This window comes from Angustibacter peucedani, assembly GCF_054779595.1.
In genome coordinates this window covers 1-14208 of the sequence record NZ_BAAGXY010000063.1, presented here as the reverse complement: position 1 = coordinate 14208, position 14208 = coordinate 1, and the positions used below count along the sequence as shown (strand labels likewise).

Here is a 14208-nt window from a genome sequence, read left to right as displayed (position 1 = left end):
CGGGTCGGGGCGCGCCCGGGCGGCGGCCAGCGCCCGCTCGGCCTGCTCGAGCGCGGCCTGCGGGTCCGAGCCCACCAGGTCGAGCGCCTCGGCGGCCAGCGCCGCGGGATCGGGTCGCTCGTCGTCCGGACGCACGTCGGCCCCCGTCCGCTGCTCGGGGACGGAGGCGGTGGCGGGGCGGCTCACCAGGCGCCGCTCACAGCGTGACCCACTGCGTGCGCAGCCGGCGTCCGTCGAGGGTCGTCAGGCGCAGGCTCAGGGTGCGGGCCGAGACCGCGGCGGCGAACCGGCCGTGGTCGTCGACCGCCACCGGCTCGGACCCCGCCAGGGTGTGCACGGACAGGTCGCGGACGGCACCCGTGACCTGGCCGACGATCTGCCAGCCGTGCCGCTCGCGGCGCGAGCCCAGGTCGATCTCGAGGTCCTCGAGGGCGAAGGACAGCCAGCCGTCCTCGTCCCCGCGCACCGCGGTGGTGGCGAGCTGCTCGACCAGGGGCACCAGCTCGGCGTCCAGGTCGCGCACCAGGAACGCGGCGCGCGCGGCCTCGGTGACCAGCGAGGGCACGGGGTCGAGCTGGTGGTAGACCTCGCCGAGCTGCACCAGCAGCTGCTCGTCGGGGTCGTGGGGCTGCAGGGTGCTGCTCATCGCTGCCCTCCTTCGGGCGCGGAGGCGTCGAAGCCCATCTCGAGCAGGACGTCCTTCAGTCGTCGCAGGCAGCGCCCGCGGGTGGGTCCGATGCTGCCGATCGGCATGCCGAAGGCCTCGGCGACCGCGTCGTAGCGCGGGGGCGGCGAGGCCGACAGCACGCGCAGCAGCTGCTGGCAGCGCGGTTCGAGCTGCCGCACGCCGCGCAGGAGCAGGGCGTCGCGCTCACTGCCCAGCAGCGCCTCCTCGACGCCGATGCCGTCGTCGGGCACGAGGGCGAGCTCGTCGTCGGCGCCGTCCTGCTGCTCGCGCTTGCGCCGGCCGACCAGCCGCAAGGACTCGCGGCGGGCGGTGGTGGCCAGCCAGGCCCCCAGCCGTTCGGGGTCCTGGATCTGGCCGAGGTGCTCGACGAGGCGCAGCCAGGTGGTCTGCACCGCGTCGGCCGCGTCGGACTGCTCGAGCCGGTGCGAGCGCGCGACCGACCAGACCAGCCGCTCGTAGCGGCGCACCACCTCGTCCCACGCGGTCTGGGCGCCGTCGGCCGCCATCGCGAGCAGCTCGGCGACCGTGGCCTCGCCGACGGGCACGTGCCCGCCCGAGGTCTGGCGCGGGGGCAGGGCGGACGTCGGCGGGGCGCCTGCGGTCTGCGGCGTTACCGGCCCACCCGGAACGGTTCCGGCGCTCATGGAGTGCTCCCAGGGACGGCGGACTGCCCATTCTGGTCGCCCGGCGACCAGCGCGACAAGCCCGCCGTCCCCGCACGCCACGTGCGTCCTCATGCCCAGGAAGAGCAGGCACCCCCCGCTCCTGATACGTCCGGTCCCCGGGCGCCGTCCGGGACGCCGTCAGGACGGCGCTAGCCTGCCGCCATGGCCGCCCGTCGCTCGACCTCCCGTGACCTCGCCCTGATCGCGTCGTTCGCCGCCCTGGTGGCCGTCCTGGGCCTGCCGGGCTCGATCTCGCTGTTCGGCAACGCGGTGCCCGTGACCCTGCAGACGCTCGGCGTCATGCTGGCCGGCTCGGTGCTCGGCTGGCGGCGCGGGTTCCTCGCCCTGGCGGTCTTCCTGGCCCTGGTGGCGGCCGGCCTCCCGCTGCTCGCGGGCGGCCGCGGCGGGCTGGGGGTCTTCGCCGGGCCCAGCGTGGGCTACCTGGTCGGCTGGCCGCTGGGAGCCGCCGTCGTGGGCTGGCTGGTCGAGCGACGGCTGCCCGCCTACCCGGTCTGGTGGGGGCTGCTGGCGAACGTCGTCGGCGGCATCGGCGTGGTCTACCTGATCGGGATCCCGCTGCAGGCCCAGGTGCTCGGCACCTCCTCGGTCGTGTCGACCGCCGTGGCCGCCGCGGTGTTCCTGCCCGGTGACGCCGCCAAGGCCGTGGTCGCGACGCTGGTCGCCGCCGGCGTCCACAAGGGCTACCCCGTGCACCCCGCCACCCCGTCGCGCCGACGCGAGACCGCCGGCTCGAGCCGCTGAGCCGTTCCGTCGTGCCGGCCGACGGCTCCCCGCTCGTCCCGCTGGTCCCGCCGCTCGCCGACGTCCTTGCGGCGCTGGAAGCCCGGCGGACGTCGTCCGGCCACCCGCCGCTGGCGGTGCTCGACCCCACGTGGTCGCCGCCGCTGGGCGCCGACGCGGTGGCGGCCCTCGACCGGGCGGTGGCTGCCGGGCGCGTCGGTGTCGACGACCTGGTGCTGTTCACCTCGGGCTCGTCGGGTCGGGCGCGCGGTGTTGTGCGGTCGGTCGCGTCGTGGACGGCGAGCCTGGACCCGCTCACCCGGCTCACCGGGATCGGCCCGGACGACGTGGTCTGGCTGCCGCTCCCCCTGTCGTCGGGCCTGGCGCTGTACGGCGGGTTCCACGCCCGGGCCGTCGGGGCCTCCGTCGTCGGGGGCGAGGCGCTGCCGCCGACCGCGACCGCCGCGCACCTCGTGCCGGGGCTGCTGGAGCGAGCGGTCGAGGCCGCGGAATCTGCTGCACCGCAGCGGATCCGGGTCGTCGTCGTGGCGGGTGCCGCGCTGGACGACGAGCTCCGAGCCCGCGCCGAGGCGCTCGACTGGCGGGTCGTGGAGTACTACGGGGCCGCCGAGCTGTCGTTCGTCGGCTGGCGCGACACCGCCGGCCCGATGCGCGACTTCCCGGGTGCCCGCACCCGCCTCGACGACCACGGCGCGCTCTGGGTGACGTCGCCCTACCTGGCGCGCGGCGGGCTGGACGACGACCCGCCGGCGCTGCGTCGGGACGACGGCTGGGCCAGCGTGGGCGACCTGGCCCGGCCCGACGCCGACGGCTGGCGCGTCGTGGGACGCGGTGACGCCGCCGTGCAGACCGGGGGCGCGACCGTGGTCGTCGAGGAGGTCGAGCAGGCGGTGCGCGAGCTGCCGGGGGTGCTGGACGTCGCCGTCCTGGGGATCCCGCACCCGGCGCTCGGCCAGCTGGTGACGGCCGTGGTCGTCGTCCGCGACGGCGTGCTGCGCTCCGACCTCGACCGCGGCGTGCACCACCTGCCCGGGCCGGCTCGACCTCGGCGCTGGCTGCGCGCCGACGCGGTGCCCCGCACCAGCGGCGGCAAGGTCGCCCGGGCCGAGGTCGCCGCCCTGGCCGCCGCGCTGGCCCCTCTACGCTGACGCGGTGCCGTCCCCCGCCCGCCTGCTCACCGAGCGGCTCGACGACCCGCGCACGCCGGTCGTGGTGGCCGCGCGGCGCACGCCGGTCGGCACGGCCGGCCGGTCGCTGCGCGACCGGGACGTGACGGCGCTGGCCGCACCGGTGCTGCTCGGGCTGCTCGACGACCTGCCCGCGGCGCTGGTCGGGTCGCGGCCGGTCGACGAGGTGGTGCTGGGCAACTGCACCGGACCCGGCGGGGACCCGGCGCGGGTCGCGGCGCTGGCCGCGGGCCTCGGCCCCGAGGTTCCGGGCCTGACGGTCGACCGCCAGTGCGGCAGCGGGTTGGAGGCGGTGTCGGTGGCGGCCGCCCGCGTGCTGGCCGGAGCCCGGTTGGTCCTGGCCGGCGGCGTCGAGAGCGCGAGCACCGCGCCGACCCGCCTCGCGCTGCAGCCCGACGGCTCCCGGAAGGCCTACGAGCGGGCGCGGTTCGCGCCGGACGAGCTCGGCGACCCCGGCATGGGCGAGGCAGCCGACGCGCTCGCCGCCGCTCGGGGCGTCGCGCGCGAGCGGCAGGACGCGTACGCCGTCCGGTCGCACCGGCTCGCGCTCGCCGCTCGGCAGTCCGGTCGGTTCGACGCCGAGCTCGTCCCGGTGGGCGGGGTGGCGGCCGACGAGCGACCACGGCCGCTGGACGTCGAGCGGCTGGCCCGGTTCCGGCCGGCGTTCAGCGCGGACGGCACGGCGACGGCCGGCAACTCCTGCGGCATCAGCGACGGCGCCGCCGCCGTGGCGGTGGTGGACGAGGCGACCCGGGCGGCCCACGGGCTTGCGGGCCTCGCCGTCCGGGCGGTCGCGTCGGTCGGGGTCGACCCGCGCCTGCCAGGGCTGGGGCCGGTGCCTGCGGTCGAGGCGGTGCTCGCCGCGGCCGACCTGGACGTCGACGCCGTCGGCGCGCTCGAGGTCACCGAGGCCTTCGCCGGCCAGGTGCTGGCCTGCACCGACGCCTGGGGGTTCGACCCGCTCGCCGCCGACGACGACGGCGTGGTGTGCGGCGAGGGCGGTGCGATCGCGCTCGGCCACCCGTGGGGCGCGAGCGGTGCGCTGCTCGTGGTGCGGCTGCTCAGCCGCATGGTGCGCCAGGACGGCCCGCGGTACGGCGTGGCCACCTGCGCCGTCGGCGGCGGCCAGGGCGTCGCGGTGCTGGTGGAGCGGGTCGGATGATCCGGCTGCAGGGGGTCGGCCACGCCTACGGCGAGCGGTCGGTGCTGCGCGAGGTCGACCTCGAGCTGACCGAGCAGCGGGTCGCCGTCATCGGCGCCAACGGCTCGGGCAAGTCGACCCTCGCCCGGATGCTCAACGGGCTCGTCCTGCCGACGTCCGGCTCGGTCACGGTCGACGGGCTCGACACCCGGCGCGACGGGGCTGCCGTCCGGCGCAAGGTCGGCTTCGTGTTCACCGACCCGGACGCCCAGATCGTCATGCCGACGGTGGCCGAGGACGTCGAGTTCTCGTTGCGCCGCAGGGGGTTCAGCCCGGCCGAGCGGCGCGAGCGGGTCGGTGACGCCCTGGCGCGGTTCGGCCTGGCCGACCTGGCCGACCGCCCGGCGCACCTGCTGTCGGGCGGGCAGAAGCAGCTGCTCGCGCTCACCGCGGTGCTCGTCACCGAGCCCGAGGTGCTGGTGTGCGACGAACCCACCACGCTCCTCGACCTGCGGAACGCCGACCTGATCGCGCGCACCCTGATGGCGCTGCCGCAGCGGGTGGTGCTCGTGACGCACCAGCTCGACCTGGTGGCCGGCTACGACCGGGTGCTCGTGGTCGACGAGGGCCGCGTGGTTCTGGACGGCGACCCCGCCACGGCCGTGACCGGCTACCGGCAGCTGATGGCGGGTGCGTCGTGATCGGCCTCTACCGTCCCGGCACCTCGTGGGTGCACCAATGCCCGGCGGGTGTGAAGCTGCTGCTCCTCCTGGCGGGGACGACGGTCCTGGTCGCCGTACGCAGCCCGCTGGCCGTGGCCGTCGGGGCGCTCGTCGTCGTCCTCGGCCACGCGCTGGCCGGGCTGCGGCCGGGCACCTTGCTCGCGCAGGTCTGGCCGCTGCGCTGGTTCTTGCTCGTGCTGGTGCCGTTCCAGTGGTGGCAGGGCGGGTGGCGCGCGGTCGTCGTCGTGGTGGGCACGCTCCTGGTGACGGTGTCCGGTGCCGGCCTGGTGACGCTCACGACCCGGGTCACGGCGTTGCTCGACGTCCTGGTGCGGCTGCTGCACCCGCTGCGCCGCGTGGTCGACCCCGAGCGGGTGGCGCTGGTGCTCGCCCTGACGGTGCGGTCCGTGCCGGTGCTGGCCGACACCTTCGCCCAGGCCAGGGACGCCCGGCGCGCCCGGGGGCTCGAGCGCAGCCCGCGCGCCTTGCTCGTCCCGCTCGTGCTGCGCACGCTGCGCCACGCCGACCGCCTGGGCGAGGCGTTGGCCGCCCGCGGCGTGGACGACTAGCGCCGACCGGTCACGACAGGACGTCGCGCGAGGTCAGCCGGGCCCAGGTGGCCGCCGAGAAGACCGCGACGTAGCCGAGCTGCAGCAGCAGCCCGTGGCCCATGGCCGACAGCTCGACGGGGTCGCGCAGCAGGTCGGCGAAGTCGAGCCAGTGGTGCGTCGGCAGCCACGGGTGGATCGCCGAGACCTGCGGGATCTGGTCGAGGATCTGGCTGGTGATCGCCAGCCCGACCGTCGTCGCCATCGCCGCGATCGGCACGTCGGTGAGGGTCGAGACGAAGACCCCGATCGCCGCCAGGCCGGCCAGCGAGAGCCCGACGTACGCGGCCACGCCGATGCCGCGCACCAGGGCGTCGCCGCTGCTGATCGTCGAGCCCGACAGCAGGGTCACGTCGTGCAGGGGGAACAGCGCCGCACCGACGAGCCAGCCGGCGACCGCCACCGTGAACGCCGCGACGAGGCCGAAGAGCACGGACGTCGTCAGCTTCACCGCGGCGAGCCGGGTGCGTCCGGTGGGCGCTACCAGCAGGTACCGCAGCGTCCCCATCTGGGCCTCGCCGGCCACGCTGTCGCCGGCGACCACGCCGATGGCGAGCGGCAGGAAGAGCGGCAGCTCGACGGTCAGGGCCGTGAAGGCGATGAACAGGCCGTTCTGCGTGACGTCGGACAGGAACGGCGGTCCCTCCCCCGGGTTGGACGGCCCGCCGAAGGTGCGCACGACCACGGCGATGAGCACCGGTACCGCGGCCAGCACGACCAGCCCGGCCCGGATCCGCAGCCGGCCCAGCAGCAGGCCCAGCTCGCTGAGCAGCAGGCGCGGCGTGGCGCCGAACGACCCGGCCCGCCGGCCGTCGTCCGTCGACCGCACCTCAGCCGGCGACATCGAAGCCCTCCCCCGTGAGCGCGACGAACGCCTCCTCGAGCGACGGTCGGTCGACCTGCAGCCCGCGCACCCGCACTCCGTCGGCCACCAGGGCCGCGCAGGCGACGTCGGTCTCGACGGCACCCGCCGCGGCGCTGACCGTGCCGTCGGCGACCGCGACACCCTCGAAACCCAGGCGCTGCAACGTGGTGGCGGCAGACCCGGCGTCCGGCGTCGTCACGACGAGGCGGCTGCTGACGGACGAGCGCAGGGTCTGCACCTCGCCGTCCGCCACCAGACGACCGCGCGACAGCACGGCCGCGTGGGTGCAGATCTGCTCGACCTCGGCGAGCAGGTGGCTGGACACGAACACCGTCGTGCCCTCGTCGGCGAGCTCGCGCACCAGCGTGCGCACCTCTCGCGTGCCCTGGGGGTCGAGGCCGTTGGTGGGCTCGTCGAGCACCAGCAGGTCGCGCGGGCGCAGCAGCGCGGCCGCGATGCCGAGACGCTGGCGCATGCCGAGCGAGTAGGCGCGGTACTTCTTGCCGCGGGCGGCGGTCAGGCCCACCCGCTCCAGCGCGTGGGCGATGCGCGCGTCCCGGGTGCGGGGTGACGCCGTGGCGTCGGCCGCGTCGAGCCGCTCGAGGTTCTCGGTGCCGGTGAGGAACGGGTAGCAGGCCGGGCCCTCGATGAGCGCTCCCACGCGGGGCAGCGCCCGGGCCGACCCCTGCGGCATCGGCTCGCCGAGCAGCTCGACCTCGCCGGACGTGGCCGCCGCCAGGCCCAGCACCATGCGGATCGTCGTGGTCTTGCCCGAGCCGTTGGGACCGAGGAAGCCGTAGACCGTGCCCTCGGGCACGTGCAGGTCGAGCGCGTCGACCGCCACCTGCCCACCCCGGAAGCGCTTGGTCAGCGCCTGGGTGCGGATCGCGCTCAACGGGCGGGTGTGGAGGCCGCGGTGCCCGCGACGCGCAGCAGCTCGGCCGGGGTCACCGACCCGACGAAGACCCGGCCGTCGTCGGTCTGCAGCACCGTGAGCAACCGGGTGCGCAGCAGCTTCCCGCTGCCGAAGGCGCCCTTCACCGGCTGCGCCGCGCGCAGCACCGCTCCCAGAGGTCCGGCCGCATCGCCCTGTGCCGCAACGGATCCAGCACTGGACGCGGCGTCCGGCAGCGTCGTCTGCAGCACGGTGGCCCAGCCGCTGCCGTACGTGCGGACGTCGGGCCGGCCGACCTCGTGCAGCTTGCCGCGCGGGCGGTCCCCCGCCGTCGGCGTGGGCAGCGTGAGGTTGCGGACGGCGGCACCCGGCGGCGGGGTGAACCGGAACGTGGACGCAGCCGGCGCGCTGAGCCGGAGCGAGGTGAAGCCGACGTCGACGGCCGGCACGCTGCTGCCACGCGGCACCACCACGGTGCGCAGCGCCATCCCGGTGCGGGCGTCGAGGTACAGGTCGACCCGGCCGACGAGCGAGGCCGCGTCCTTCGGCACCAGCCGCAGGTCGTAGGCGTCGCGCCCGGCGACGGTGGCAGCGCGGCCGACGGTCACCGTGGTGCTCGGCGTGATCGCGGCCAGCACGCGGTCGGCGGCCTGCTGCGGGGTCAGCGGCACCTCGTCGGCCGGGCTCCCCGGCGGCCGGCTCGGGCGGTTGGCCCCGTCCGCGGTGGCAGGCACGTCGGGCAGCGTCGCCCGGGTCACCTTGCGGGTCGCGCTCGACCAGGTCCAGACGGTGCGGCCGTCGTGGACGACGCTGGCCTGGGTCAGGTCGCCCATCAGGTCGACCCGCTGCCGCTGCGGGCCGTCGCCGTAGACGCGCAGGGTCTGGGTGCCGGCCACCAGCGACGACCAGTTGGCCGCCCCGCCGGTGGGAAGGGCAGGAAGACCCAGGGACGTCGTCGAGCGCACGGTGCCCGAGAGCTGGGTGACCCGCGCCTGCTGGGCCTTGACCAGCAGGTCGTGGGCGGAGACGGCGGGCAGGTCGGGCGCGGCGGTCGACGCGCGGGCGGACAGCTGCACTCCCCCGACGACGGCCCCGGCGACGACGACGGGCACGGCCCAGCGGAGGCGGCGCGACGTGGTGCGGTCCATGCCTCCACCGTCTCTCTCCGCACGCCCCGCGGCAAGCCTGGCGCGGTGGAGGTTGTGTGACGGGCTGGTCAGGAGCTGCGTGGGACGAGCAGGAAGACGCCGATGGGTCGTGGGGCGCAGCGGGCCTCGTACGCCTGCCACCCCGGGTAGAGCGCCACCGCCTGCCCCCACATCCGCGCCCGCTGCTCTCCCTCGACCAGGCGCGCCGTCACCGGGGTCATGATGCCCTCGACGAGCAGCTCGGCCCCCGGGTCGGCGAGCAGGTTGTGGTACCAGCCGGGGTGGTGCGGCTGGCCGTAGTTGGACGCGATGACGACGAACCCGCCGTCCGCCGCGAACCCGAGCAGCGGGGACTCGCGCGGCTGCCCCGACCGTCGTCCGCGCGTCGTCAGGACCGCGACCGTGAGCCCGGTGATGGCGCTGGTCGCCGTGCGGCGTCCGTGGGTCAGGCGGCTCACCGGGCGGTCGAGGTGGTGCAGGGTGCGGGCCAGCAGCCAGCTCATCGGGCGCCACGCGCCCAGCCGGCGCACCAGCTGGTGCAGCGGGTTCGCCTGCCCGTAGGTGCGGGCGGCGAGGTGCTGCCACGGGTCGGCGGCGCTGCCGGTGGGGCTCACCGGCGCAGCATGGCAGTCAGGCGTTGCGGACGTCGACCTGCACGGCCACCGCACGTGCCGCGGCCTGCCGCAGGACGTCGGCGCGGGGGTCGGGCACGTCGAGGTGCCGCGGGTGCGGCGCGGCGCCGAGGCCGGCGAGCCGGCGGTCGTCGAGCAGCCGCTCGGCCATCGCCTTGTCGCCGCCGGTCACGACGACGACGCCGGCCGGCGGGGTTCGCCCGTCCTCGCCGAGCAGGAGCCGCACCGCGGTCTCGGCCGCGGTGTCGAGCAGCCCGGCGGCCTGGTTGTCGCGACGGCGGGCGAACCGCTGCTGCGACCACCCGCCGGCCGCGGTGCGCGACTGGACGTAGCGGCTGCCGACCTTGTGCCGCACCAGGTCTGCAGCCTCGACCAGGCCGATGCCGTACCCGCCGCGGCGCACCAGCAGCAGCGCCACCGGCACCTGGGCCGAGGCGTGCACGACGAACGCGCCGACCAGCTGGTCGGCGTCGAGGTCCGGACCCGGCTCGAACGGCAGCAGCGCGGCGCAGCGCGCCGTGGAGCCGTCGTCCGCCACCAGGTCGAGCGCGCCGTCGACGACGGACGCGACGGCGGCACCGTGCCGGTCGACGAAGCCGTCGAGCCAGCGGGCGACGCGCGCCGGGGCCACCTCGACCGTGCGCGAGGCGGCAGGCACCGGACGGCTCAGAGGTTGAAGCCCAGCGCGCGCAGCTGCTCGCGGCCGTCGTCGGTGATCTTGTCCGGGCCCCAGGGCGGCATCCAGACCCAGTTGATCCGGTGGCCGGTGGTCAAGCCCTCCAGCGCCTGCGCGGTCTGGTCCTCGATGACGTCGGTCAGCGGGCAGGCCGCGCTCGTCAGCGTCATGTCGATGACGGTGTGCGCGTTCTGGTCCACGGTGACGCCGTAGACCAGGCCGAGGTCGACGACGTTGATCCCCAGCTCGGGGTCGACGACGTCGTGCAGCGCCTCCTCGACGTCCGCCACGGTGGGCGGCGTCGCGCCGGCGGGCGCGTCGGTCGTGGTGTCGCTCATCGGGAGATCTCCTCGGGGTGGGGTGCGGGCCGGTAGCCCGCCTGGGTCAACGCGTCCTGCAGCGCCATCCATCCCAGCAGCGCGCACTTCACGCGCGCCGGGTAGCGCGAGACGCCGCTGAGGGCGATGCCGTCGCCGAGCACGTCCTCGTCGCCGGCGTCCTGGCCGCGGCTGGTCAGCATGGCGCGCATGGCCTCGGCCGTGCGGGCCACCTCGGGCAGCGGGCGCCCGGCCACCAGGTCGTGCAGCACCGACGTCGAGGCCTTGCTGATCGCGCAGCCCAGCGCGTCGTACGACACGTCGGCGAGCACCGGCTCATCCGCGGCGTCGTCGACCTGCACGCGCAGGGTCACCTCGTCGCCGCAGGTGGGGTTCACGTGGTGCACCTCGGACCCGAACGGCTCGCGAAGCCCGCTGCCGTGGGGCGTCTTGGAGTGCTCGAGGATGAGCTCCTGGTAGAGGTCCATCAGGCGCCCGCCCCGAAGACCTCGCGCACGCGGTCGAGGGCGTGCAGCAGCGCCTGGACGTCGTCGACGCCGTTGTACGGCCCGAACGAGGCGCGGGTGGTGGCGGCCACGCCGAACCGGCGGTGCAGCGGCCAGGCGCAGTGGTGCCCGACGCGCACGGCCACGCCCTGGTCGTCGAGAACCTGCCCGACGTCGTGCGCGTGGACGTCGTCGACGACGAACGAGACGGCGCCACCGCGGTGCTCGGTGGTGGTGGGACCCACGACGCGGAGCCACGGACGGTCGAGCAGCCCGTCGAGCAGCGCCGCGGTCAGCGCGCGCTCGTGGGCCTCGACGCGGGCCATGCCGGTGCCGTCCGGCCCGAGGCCGGTGAGGTAGTCGACCGCCGCGTGCAGCCCGACGGCCTGGGCCGCCATCGGCACGCCGGCCTCGAACCGCTGCGGGGGCGGCGCGTACGTCGACCCCTCCATCCGCACGACCTCGATCATCGAGCCGCCGGTGAGGAACGGGGGCATGGCGGCGAGCAGCTCGGCCCGGCCCCACAGGACGCCGACGCCCGAGGGCCCGAGCAACTTGTGGCCGGAGAACGCCGCCAGGTCGACGCCCAGCGCGGGCAGGTCGACGGGCAGGTGCGGCACCGACTGGCACGCGTCCAGGACGACGAGCGCCCCGACCTCGTGCGCCCGCGCCACGAGCGGCTGCACCGGGTTGACGGTGCCGAGCACGTTGGAGGCGTGCGTGAACGCCAGCACCTTCGTGCGCTCGGTGACGACGTCCGCCAGGTCGTCGAGCACCAGCCGGCCCTCGTCGTCGACCGCGAGCCAGCGCAGCGTGGCGCCGGTGCGGCGGCACAGCTCCTGCCACGGCACGAGGTTGGCGTGGTGCTCCATCTCGGTGACGACGACCTCGTCGCCCGGCCCGAGACGGAACCGTGCCGACTCCTCGCCCGCCGTCGCCGCGTTGCTCATGGCGTAGGCGACGAGGTTGATCGCCTCGGTGGCGTTCTTGGTGAAGACCACCTCGTCGGCCGGCGCCCCCACGAACGCCGCCACCGCCGCGCGGGCGGCCTCGAACGCGTCGGTGGCCTCCTCGGCGAGCTGGTGCGCGCCGCGGTGGACGGCGGCGTTGTGCTGCTCGTAGAACGCCCGCTCGGCGTCGAGCACCGGCCGCGGCTTCTGCGAGGTGGCGCCCGAGTCGAGGTAGACCAGCCGGTGCCCGTCGCGCACGGTGCGCGCGAGGATCGGCACGTCGGCCCGGATCGCCGCCAGCTCGGCCGGGGTGAACGGCTCGGCCGCGCGCACGCCGAGGTCGGCCGCCGGCGAGGCGGCCGTCCGGGTGGCGGCGGTGGTCATGCTCAGGCCGTCGCGGTCACGAAGCGGTCGTAGCCCTCGTTCTCGAGGCGCTCGGCCAGCTCGGGGCCGCCCTCCTCGGCGATCCGGCCGTCGACGAACACGTGCACGTGGTCAGGACGGATGTAGCGCAGGATCCGCGTGTAGTGCGTGATCAGCAGGACGCCGACCTCGCCGCCCTCGCGCACCCGGTTGACGCCCTCGCTGACGACCTTGAGCGCGTCGACGTCCAGGCCGGAGTCGGTCTCGTCGAGCACCGCGAACTTGGGCTTGAGCAGCTCCATCTGGAGGATCTCGTGGCGCTTCTTCTCACCGCCGGAGAAGCCCTCGTTGACGTTGCGCTCGGCGAACGCCGGGTCCATGCGCAGGTCGGACATCGCCGACCGCACGTCCTTGACCCAGGTGCGCAGCGCCGGCGCCTGGCCGTCGATCGCGGTCTTGGCGGTGCGCAGGAAGTTCGACACCGTGACGCCCGGGACCTCGACGGGGTACTGCATCGCGAGGAACAGGCCGGCCCGGGCGCGCTCGTCGACCGACATCGCGAGGACGTCCTCGCCGTCGAGCGTGACGGTGCCGCCGGTGACGGTGTACTTCGGGTGGCCGGCGATGGAGTACGCCAGCGTCGACTTGCCCGAGCCGTTGGGGCCCATGATCGCGTGCGTCTCGCCGGAGCGGACGGTCAGGTCGACGCCGCGCAGGATCTCCTTCGTGCCCTGCTCGGTGTCGACGCTGACGTGCAGGTCGCGGATCTCGAGGGTGGCCATGCGGTTCAGCGCTCCTTGCTGTTCTGGGGTCCGGCGGTGCTGCCGGCGTGGTCGTCAGGGTTCTCGGGGCGGGCGTCGAGGTCTACGTGCACGACGTCGTCCTCGACGCGCAGGGCGTACACCGCGATGGGCGCGGTGGCGGGCAGCCCGGTGGGGCGGCCGTCGCGCAGGTCGAAGCGCGAGCCGTGCAGCCAGCACTCGATCGTGCAGTCCTCGACCTCGCCCTCGGACAGCGAGACCTCGGCGTGCGAGCAGGTGTCGTCGACCGCGTGCAGGGTGCCGTCCTCGGCCCGGATGACGGCCACGGCCTGCTCGCCGAACTTCACCTGCACCGCGCCGACGTCCGGCAGGTCGTCGAGGTGGACGGCGGGCTGGAAGCTCATGCCGCCCCCATCGCGCCCTCGAGCTCGGCCTCGATCGCGGCCATCAGCTGCTCCTGCAGGTCGGGCACGCCGATCTGGGCCACGATGTCGGCGAAGAAGCCGCGCACGACGAGGCGGCGCGCCTCGCTCTCGGTGATGCCGCGGGCCTGCAGGTAGAACAGCTGCTCGTCGTCGAACCGGCCGGTGGCGCTGGCGTGGCCCGCGCCGACGATCTCGCCGGTCTCGATCTCGAGGTTCGGCACCGAGTCGGCGCGGGCGCCGTCGGTCAGCACGAGGTTGCGGTTGAGCTCGTAGGTGTCGGTGCCCGACGCCGCGGCCCGGATCAGCACGTCGCCGACCCACACGGTGTGCGCGGTCTCTCCCTGCAGCGCGCCCTTGTAGGTGACGTGGCTCGAGCAGTGCGGCGCCTCGTGGTCGACGAAGGAGCGGTGCTCGAGGTGCTGGCCGGCGTCGGCGAAGTAGATGCCGAGCAGCGTGGCGTCGCCACCGGGGGCGGTGTACGCGACGTTGGCGTTGACCCGCACGACCTTGCCGCCCAGCGAGACGACCACGTGCTTGAAGCGCGCGTCACGCCCCACGCTGGCGTCCTGCTGGGCCAGGTGGATCGCGTCGTCCTCCCAGCGCTGCAGGCTGACCAGGGTGAGCTCGGCGCCGTCGCCGACGACGACCTCGAGGTTGCCGGCCAGCTCGCCCGAGCCGACGTGGTCGACGACCACGGTGGCGCGCGCGTGGTGGCGCACCTCGACCACGACGTGGTGGTTGGCGCGGCGCCCGGCGTGCCCGGTGAGCGTGATCTGCACCGGCTCGTCGAGCTGCTCCTCGGCCGGCACCAGGACGTGCAGCGCCTCGGGCGAGCCGGCGTCGGCCATGACCGCCGCGCGCGCGACCTGCACCAGCACGGTGCCGGGCGGCGCGAGC

The 14208-nt window shown here is 75.5% G+C and carries 18 protein-coding genes and 1 pseudogene; 5 read left to right on the top strand and 14 right to left on the bottom strand.

What is annotated here, in order from left to right; all coding sequences use genetic code 11:
- From ACYVJ4_RS12415 to ACYVJ4_RS12405, 3 genes and pseudogenes are all read right to left on the bottom strand, one after another.
- A pseudogene (locus ACYVJ4_RS12415) lies at window positions 1–186 on the bottom strand (hypothetical protein); the annotation flags it as partial.
- 10 nt (window positions 187–196) lie between these two features.
- Window positions 197–646: a hypothetical protein gene (locus ACYVJ4_RS12410; RefSeq protein WP_460460442.1), complete on the bottom strand. Its 450-nt coding sequence runs from the start codon at window positions 644–646 to the stop codon at window positions 197–199.
- Window positions 643–1332, bottom strand: coding sequence for an RNA polymerase sigma factor (locus tag ACYVJ4_RS12405; protein WP_460460441.1), 690 nt, complete (start codon window positions 1330–1332; stop codon window positions 643–645). Before ACYVJ4_RS12405 ends, ACYVJ4_RS12410 begins: the two co-directional genes overlap by 4 nt.
- Before the next feature lie 183 nt (window positions 1333–1515).
- Here ACYVJ4_RS12405 and ACYVJ4_RS12400 point away from each other — a divergent pair, with 183 nt between their 5' ends.
- Genes ACYVJ4_RS12400 through ACYVJ4_RS12380 form a run of 5 tightly spaced genes read left to right on the top strand, consistent with a single transcriptional unit; the run spans window position 1516 to window position 5734 of the window.
- Window positions 1516–2115 carry a biotin transporter BioY gene (locus tag ACYVJ4_RS12400; protein ID WP_460460440.1) on the top strand — a complete coding sequence of 200 codons (600 nt, stop codon included), beginning with the start codon at window positions 1516–1518 and terminating at the stop codon, window positions 2113–2115.
- Window positions 2116–2126: 11 nt separating this feature from the next.
- A complete protein-coding gene (locus ACYVJ4_RS12395) occupies window positions 2127–3263 on the top strand; it encodes an AMP-binding protein (protein ID WP_460460439.1) in 1137 nt (378 codons plus the stop codon).
- A 4-nt stretch (window positions 3264–3267) separates the two neighbouring features.
- Window positions 3268–4464, top strand: coding sequence for a thiolase family protein (locus tag ACYVJ4_RS12390; RefSeq protein WP_460460438.1), 1197 nt, complete (start codon window positions 3268–3270; stop codon window positions 4462–4464).
- Window positions 4461–5144, top strand: coding sequence for an energy-coupling factor ABC transporter ATP-binding protein (locus ACYVJ4_RS12385; RefSeq protein ID WP_460460437.1), 684 nt, complete (start codon window positions 4461–4463; stop codon window positions 5142–5144). Before ACYVJ4_RS12390 ends, ACYVJ4_RS12385 begins: the two co-directional genes overlap by 4 nt.
- A complete protein-coding gene (locus tag ACYVJ4_RS12380) occupies window positions 5141–5734 on the top strand; it encodes an energy-coupling factor transporter transmembrane component T family protein (protein ID WP_460460436.1) in 594 nt (197 codons plus the stop codon). Before ACYVJ4_RS12385 ends, ACYVJ4_RS12380 begins: the two co-directional genes overlap by 4 nt.
- 10 nt (window positions 5735–5744) lie before the next feature.
- Here the strand turns inward: ACYVJ4_RS12380 and ACYVJ4_RS12375 are convergent, their stop codons facing one another.
- From ACYVJ4_RS12375 to sufD, 11 genes are all read right to left on the bottom strand, one after another.
- Window positions 5745–6617: an ABC transporter permease gene (locus ACYVJ4_RS12375; RefSeq protein ID WP_460460435.1), complete on the bottom strand. Its 873-nt coding sequence runs from the start codon at window positions 6615–6617 to the stop codon at window positions 5745–5747.
- Complete coding sequence (locus ACYVJ4_RS12370) at window positions 6604–7533, bottom strand: ABC transporter ATP-binding protein (RefSeq protein ID WP_460460434.1); 930 nt, start codon at window positions 7531–7533, stop codon at window positions 6604–6606. Before ACYVJ4_RS12370 ends, ACYVJ4_RS12375 begins: the two co-directional genes overlap by 14 nt.
- Entirely contained in the window at window positions 7530–8681 is a 1152-nt protein-coding gene (locus ACYVJ4_RS12365) for a LolA family protein (protein WP_460460433.1), read from the bottom strand. The genes ACYVJ4_RS12370 and ACYVJ4_RS12365 overlap by 4 nt, the downstream gene beginning before the upstream one ends.
- A 68-nt stretch (window positions 8682–8749) precedes the next feature.
- Entirely contained in the window at window positions 8750–9295 is a 546-nt protein-coding gene (locus ACYVJ4_RS12360; protein WP_460460432.1) for a nitroreductase family deazaflavin-dependent oxidoreductase, read from the bottom strand.
- 16 nt (window positions 9296–9311) lie between these two features.
- Window positions 9312–9971: an acVLRF1 family peptidyl-tRNA hydrolase gene (locus tag ACYVJ4_RS12355; RefSeq protein WP_460460431.1), complete on the bottom strand. Its 660-nt coding sequence runs from the start codon at window positions 9969–9971 to the stop codon at window positions 9312–9314.
- Window positions 9972–9979: 8 nt separating this feature from the next.
- The gene (locus tag ACYVJ4_RS12350; protein ID WP_460460430.1) at window positions 9980–10399 is read right to left on the bottom strand and encodes a metal-sulfur cluster assembly factor; all 420 of its coding nucleotides are present in this window, start codon (window positions 10397–10399) and stop codon (window positions 9980–9982) included.
- Complete coding sequence (gene sufU / locus ACYVJ4_RS12345; RefSeq protein WP_460460429.1) at window positions 10324–10794, bottom strand: Fe-S cluster assembly sulfur transfer protein SufU; 471 nt, start codon at window positions 10792–10794, stop codon at window positions 10324–10326. Before sufU ends, ACYVJ4_RS12350 begins: the two co-directional genes overlap by 76 nt.
- Window positions 10794–12146 carry a SufS family cysteine desulfurase gene (locus ACYVJ4_RS12340; RefSeq protein ID WP_460460428.1) on the bottom strand — a complete coding sequence of 451 codons (1353 nt, stop codon included), beginning with the start codon at window positions 12144–12146 and terminating at the stop codon, window positions 10794–10796. The genes sufU and ACYVJ4_RS12340 overlap by 1 nt, the downstream gene beginning before the upstream one ends.
- A gap of 2 nt (window positions 12147–12148) precedes the next feature.
- Window positions 12149–12907 (bottom strand): Fe-S cluster assembly ATPase SufC, encoded by a 759-nt coding sequence (gene sufC / locus ACYVJ4_RS12335; RefSeq protein ID WP_460460427.1) that lies wholly within the window; start codon window positions 12905–12907, stop codon window positions 12149–12151.
- A gap of 5 nt (window positions 12908–12912) precedes the next feature.
- On the bottom strand, window positions 12913–13290 hold the full coding sequence (locus ACYVJ4_RS12330) for a non-heme iron oxygenase ferredoxin subunit (RefSeq protein ID WP_460460426.1): 378 nt from the start codon (window positions 13288–13290) through the stop codon (window positions 12913–12915).
- Window positions 13287–14208: Fe-S cluster assembly protein SufD (gene sufD / locus ACYVJ4_RS12325; RefSeq protein ID WP_460460425.1), on the bottom strand; the 922-nt coding region annotated here is incomplete at its 5' end. The genes ACYVJ4_RS12330 and sufD, both read right to left, overlap by 4 nt.

Coding starts and splice junctions, on each gene's coding strand:
- ACYVJ4_RS12410 (WP_460460442.1), bottom strand. CDS start 646: ATGAGCAGCACCCTGCAGCCCCACGACCCCGACGAGCAGCTGCTGGTG.
- ACYVJ4_RS12405 (WP_460460441.1), bottom strand. CDS start 1,332: ATGAGCGCCGGAACCGTTCCGGGTGGGCCGGTAACGCCGCAGACCGCA.
- ACYVJ4_RS12340 (WP_460460428.1), bottom strand. CDS start 12,146: ATGACCACCGCCGCCACCCGGACGGCCGCCTCGCCGGCGGCCGACCTC.
- ACYVJ4_RS12375 (WP_460460435.1), bottom strand. CDS start 6,617: ATGTCGCCGGCTGAGGTGCGGTCGACGGACGACGGCCGGCGGGCCGGG.
- ACYVJ4_RS12350 (WP_460460430.1), bottom strand. CDS start 10,399: ATGGATGGCGCTGCAGGACGCGTTGACCCAGGCGGGCTACCGGCCCGC.
- ACYVJ4_RS12365 (WP_460460433.1), bottom strand. CDS start 8,681: ATGGACCGCACCACGTCGCGCCGCCTCCGCTGGGCCGTGCCCGTCGTC.
- sufU (WP_460460429.1), bottom strand. CDS start 10,794: ATGGACCTCTACCAGGAGCTCATCCTCGAGCACTCCAAGACGCCCCAC.
- sufC (WP_460460427.1), bottom strand. CDS start 12,907: ATGGCCACCCTCGAGATCCGCGACCTGCACGTCAGCGTCGACACCGAG.
- ACYVJ4_RS12330 (WP_460460426.1), bottom strand. CDS start 13,290: ATGAGCTTCCAGCCCGCCGTCCACCTCGACGACCTGCCGGACGTCGGC.
- ACYVJ4_RS12385 (WP_460460437.1), top strand. CDS start 4,461: ATGATCCGGCTGCAGGGGGTCGGCCACGCCTACGGCGAGCGGTCGGTG.
- ACYVJ4_RS12400 (WP_460460440.1), top strand. CDS start 1,516: ATGGCCGCCCGTCGCTCGACCTCCCGTGACCTCGCCCTGATCGCGTCG.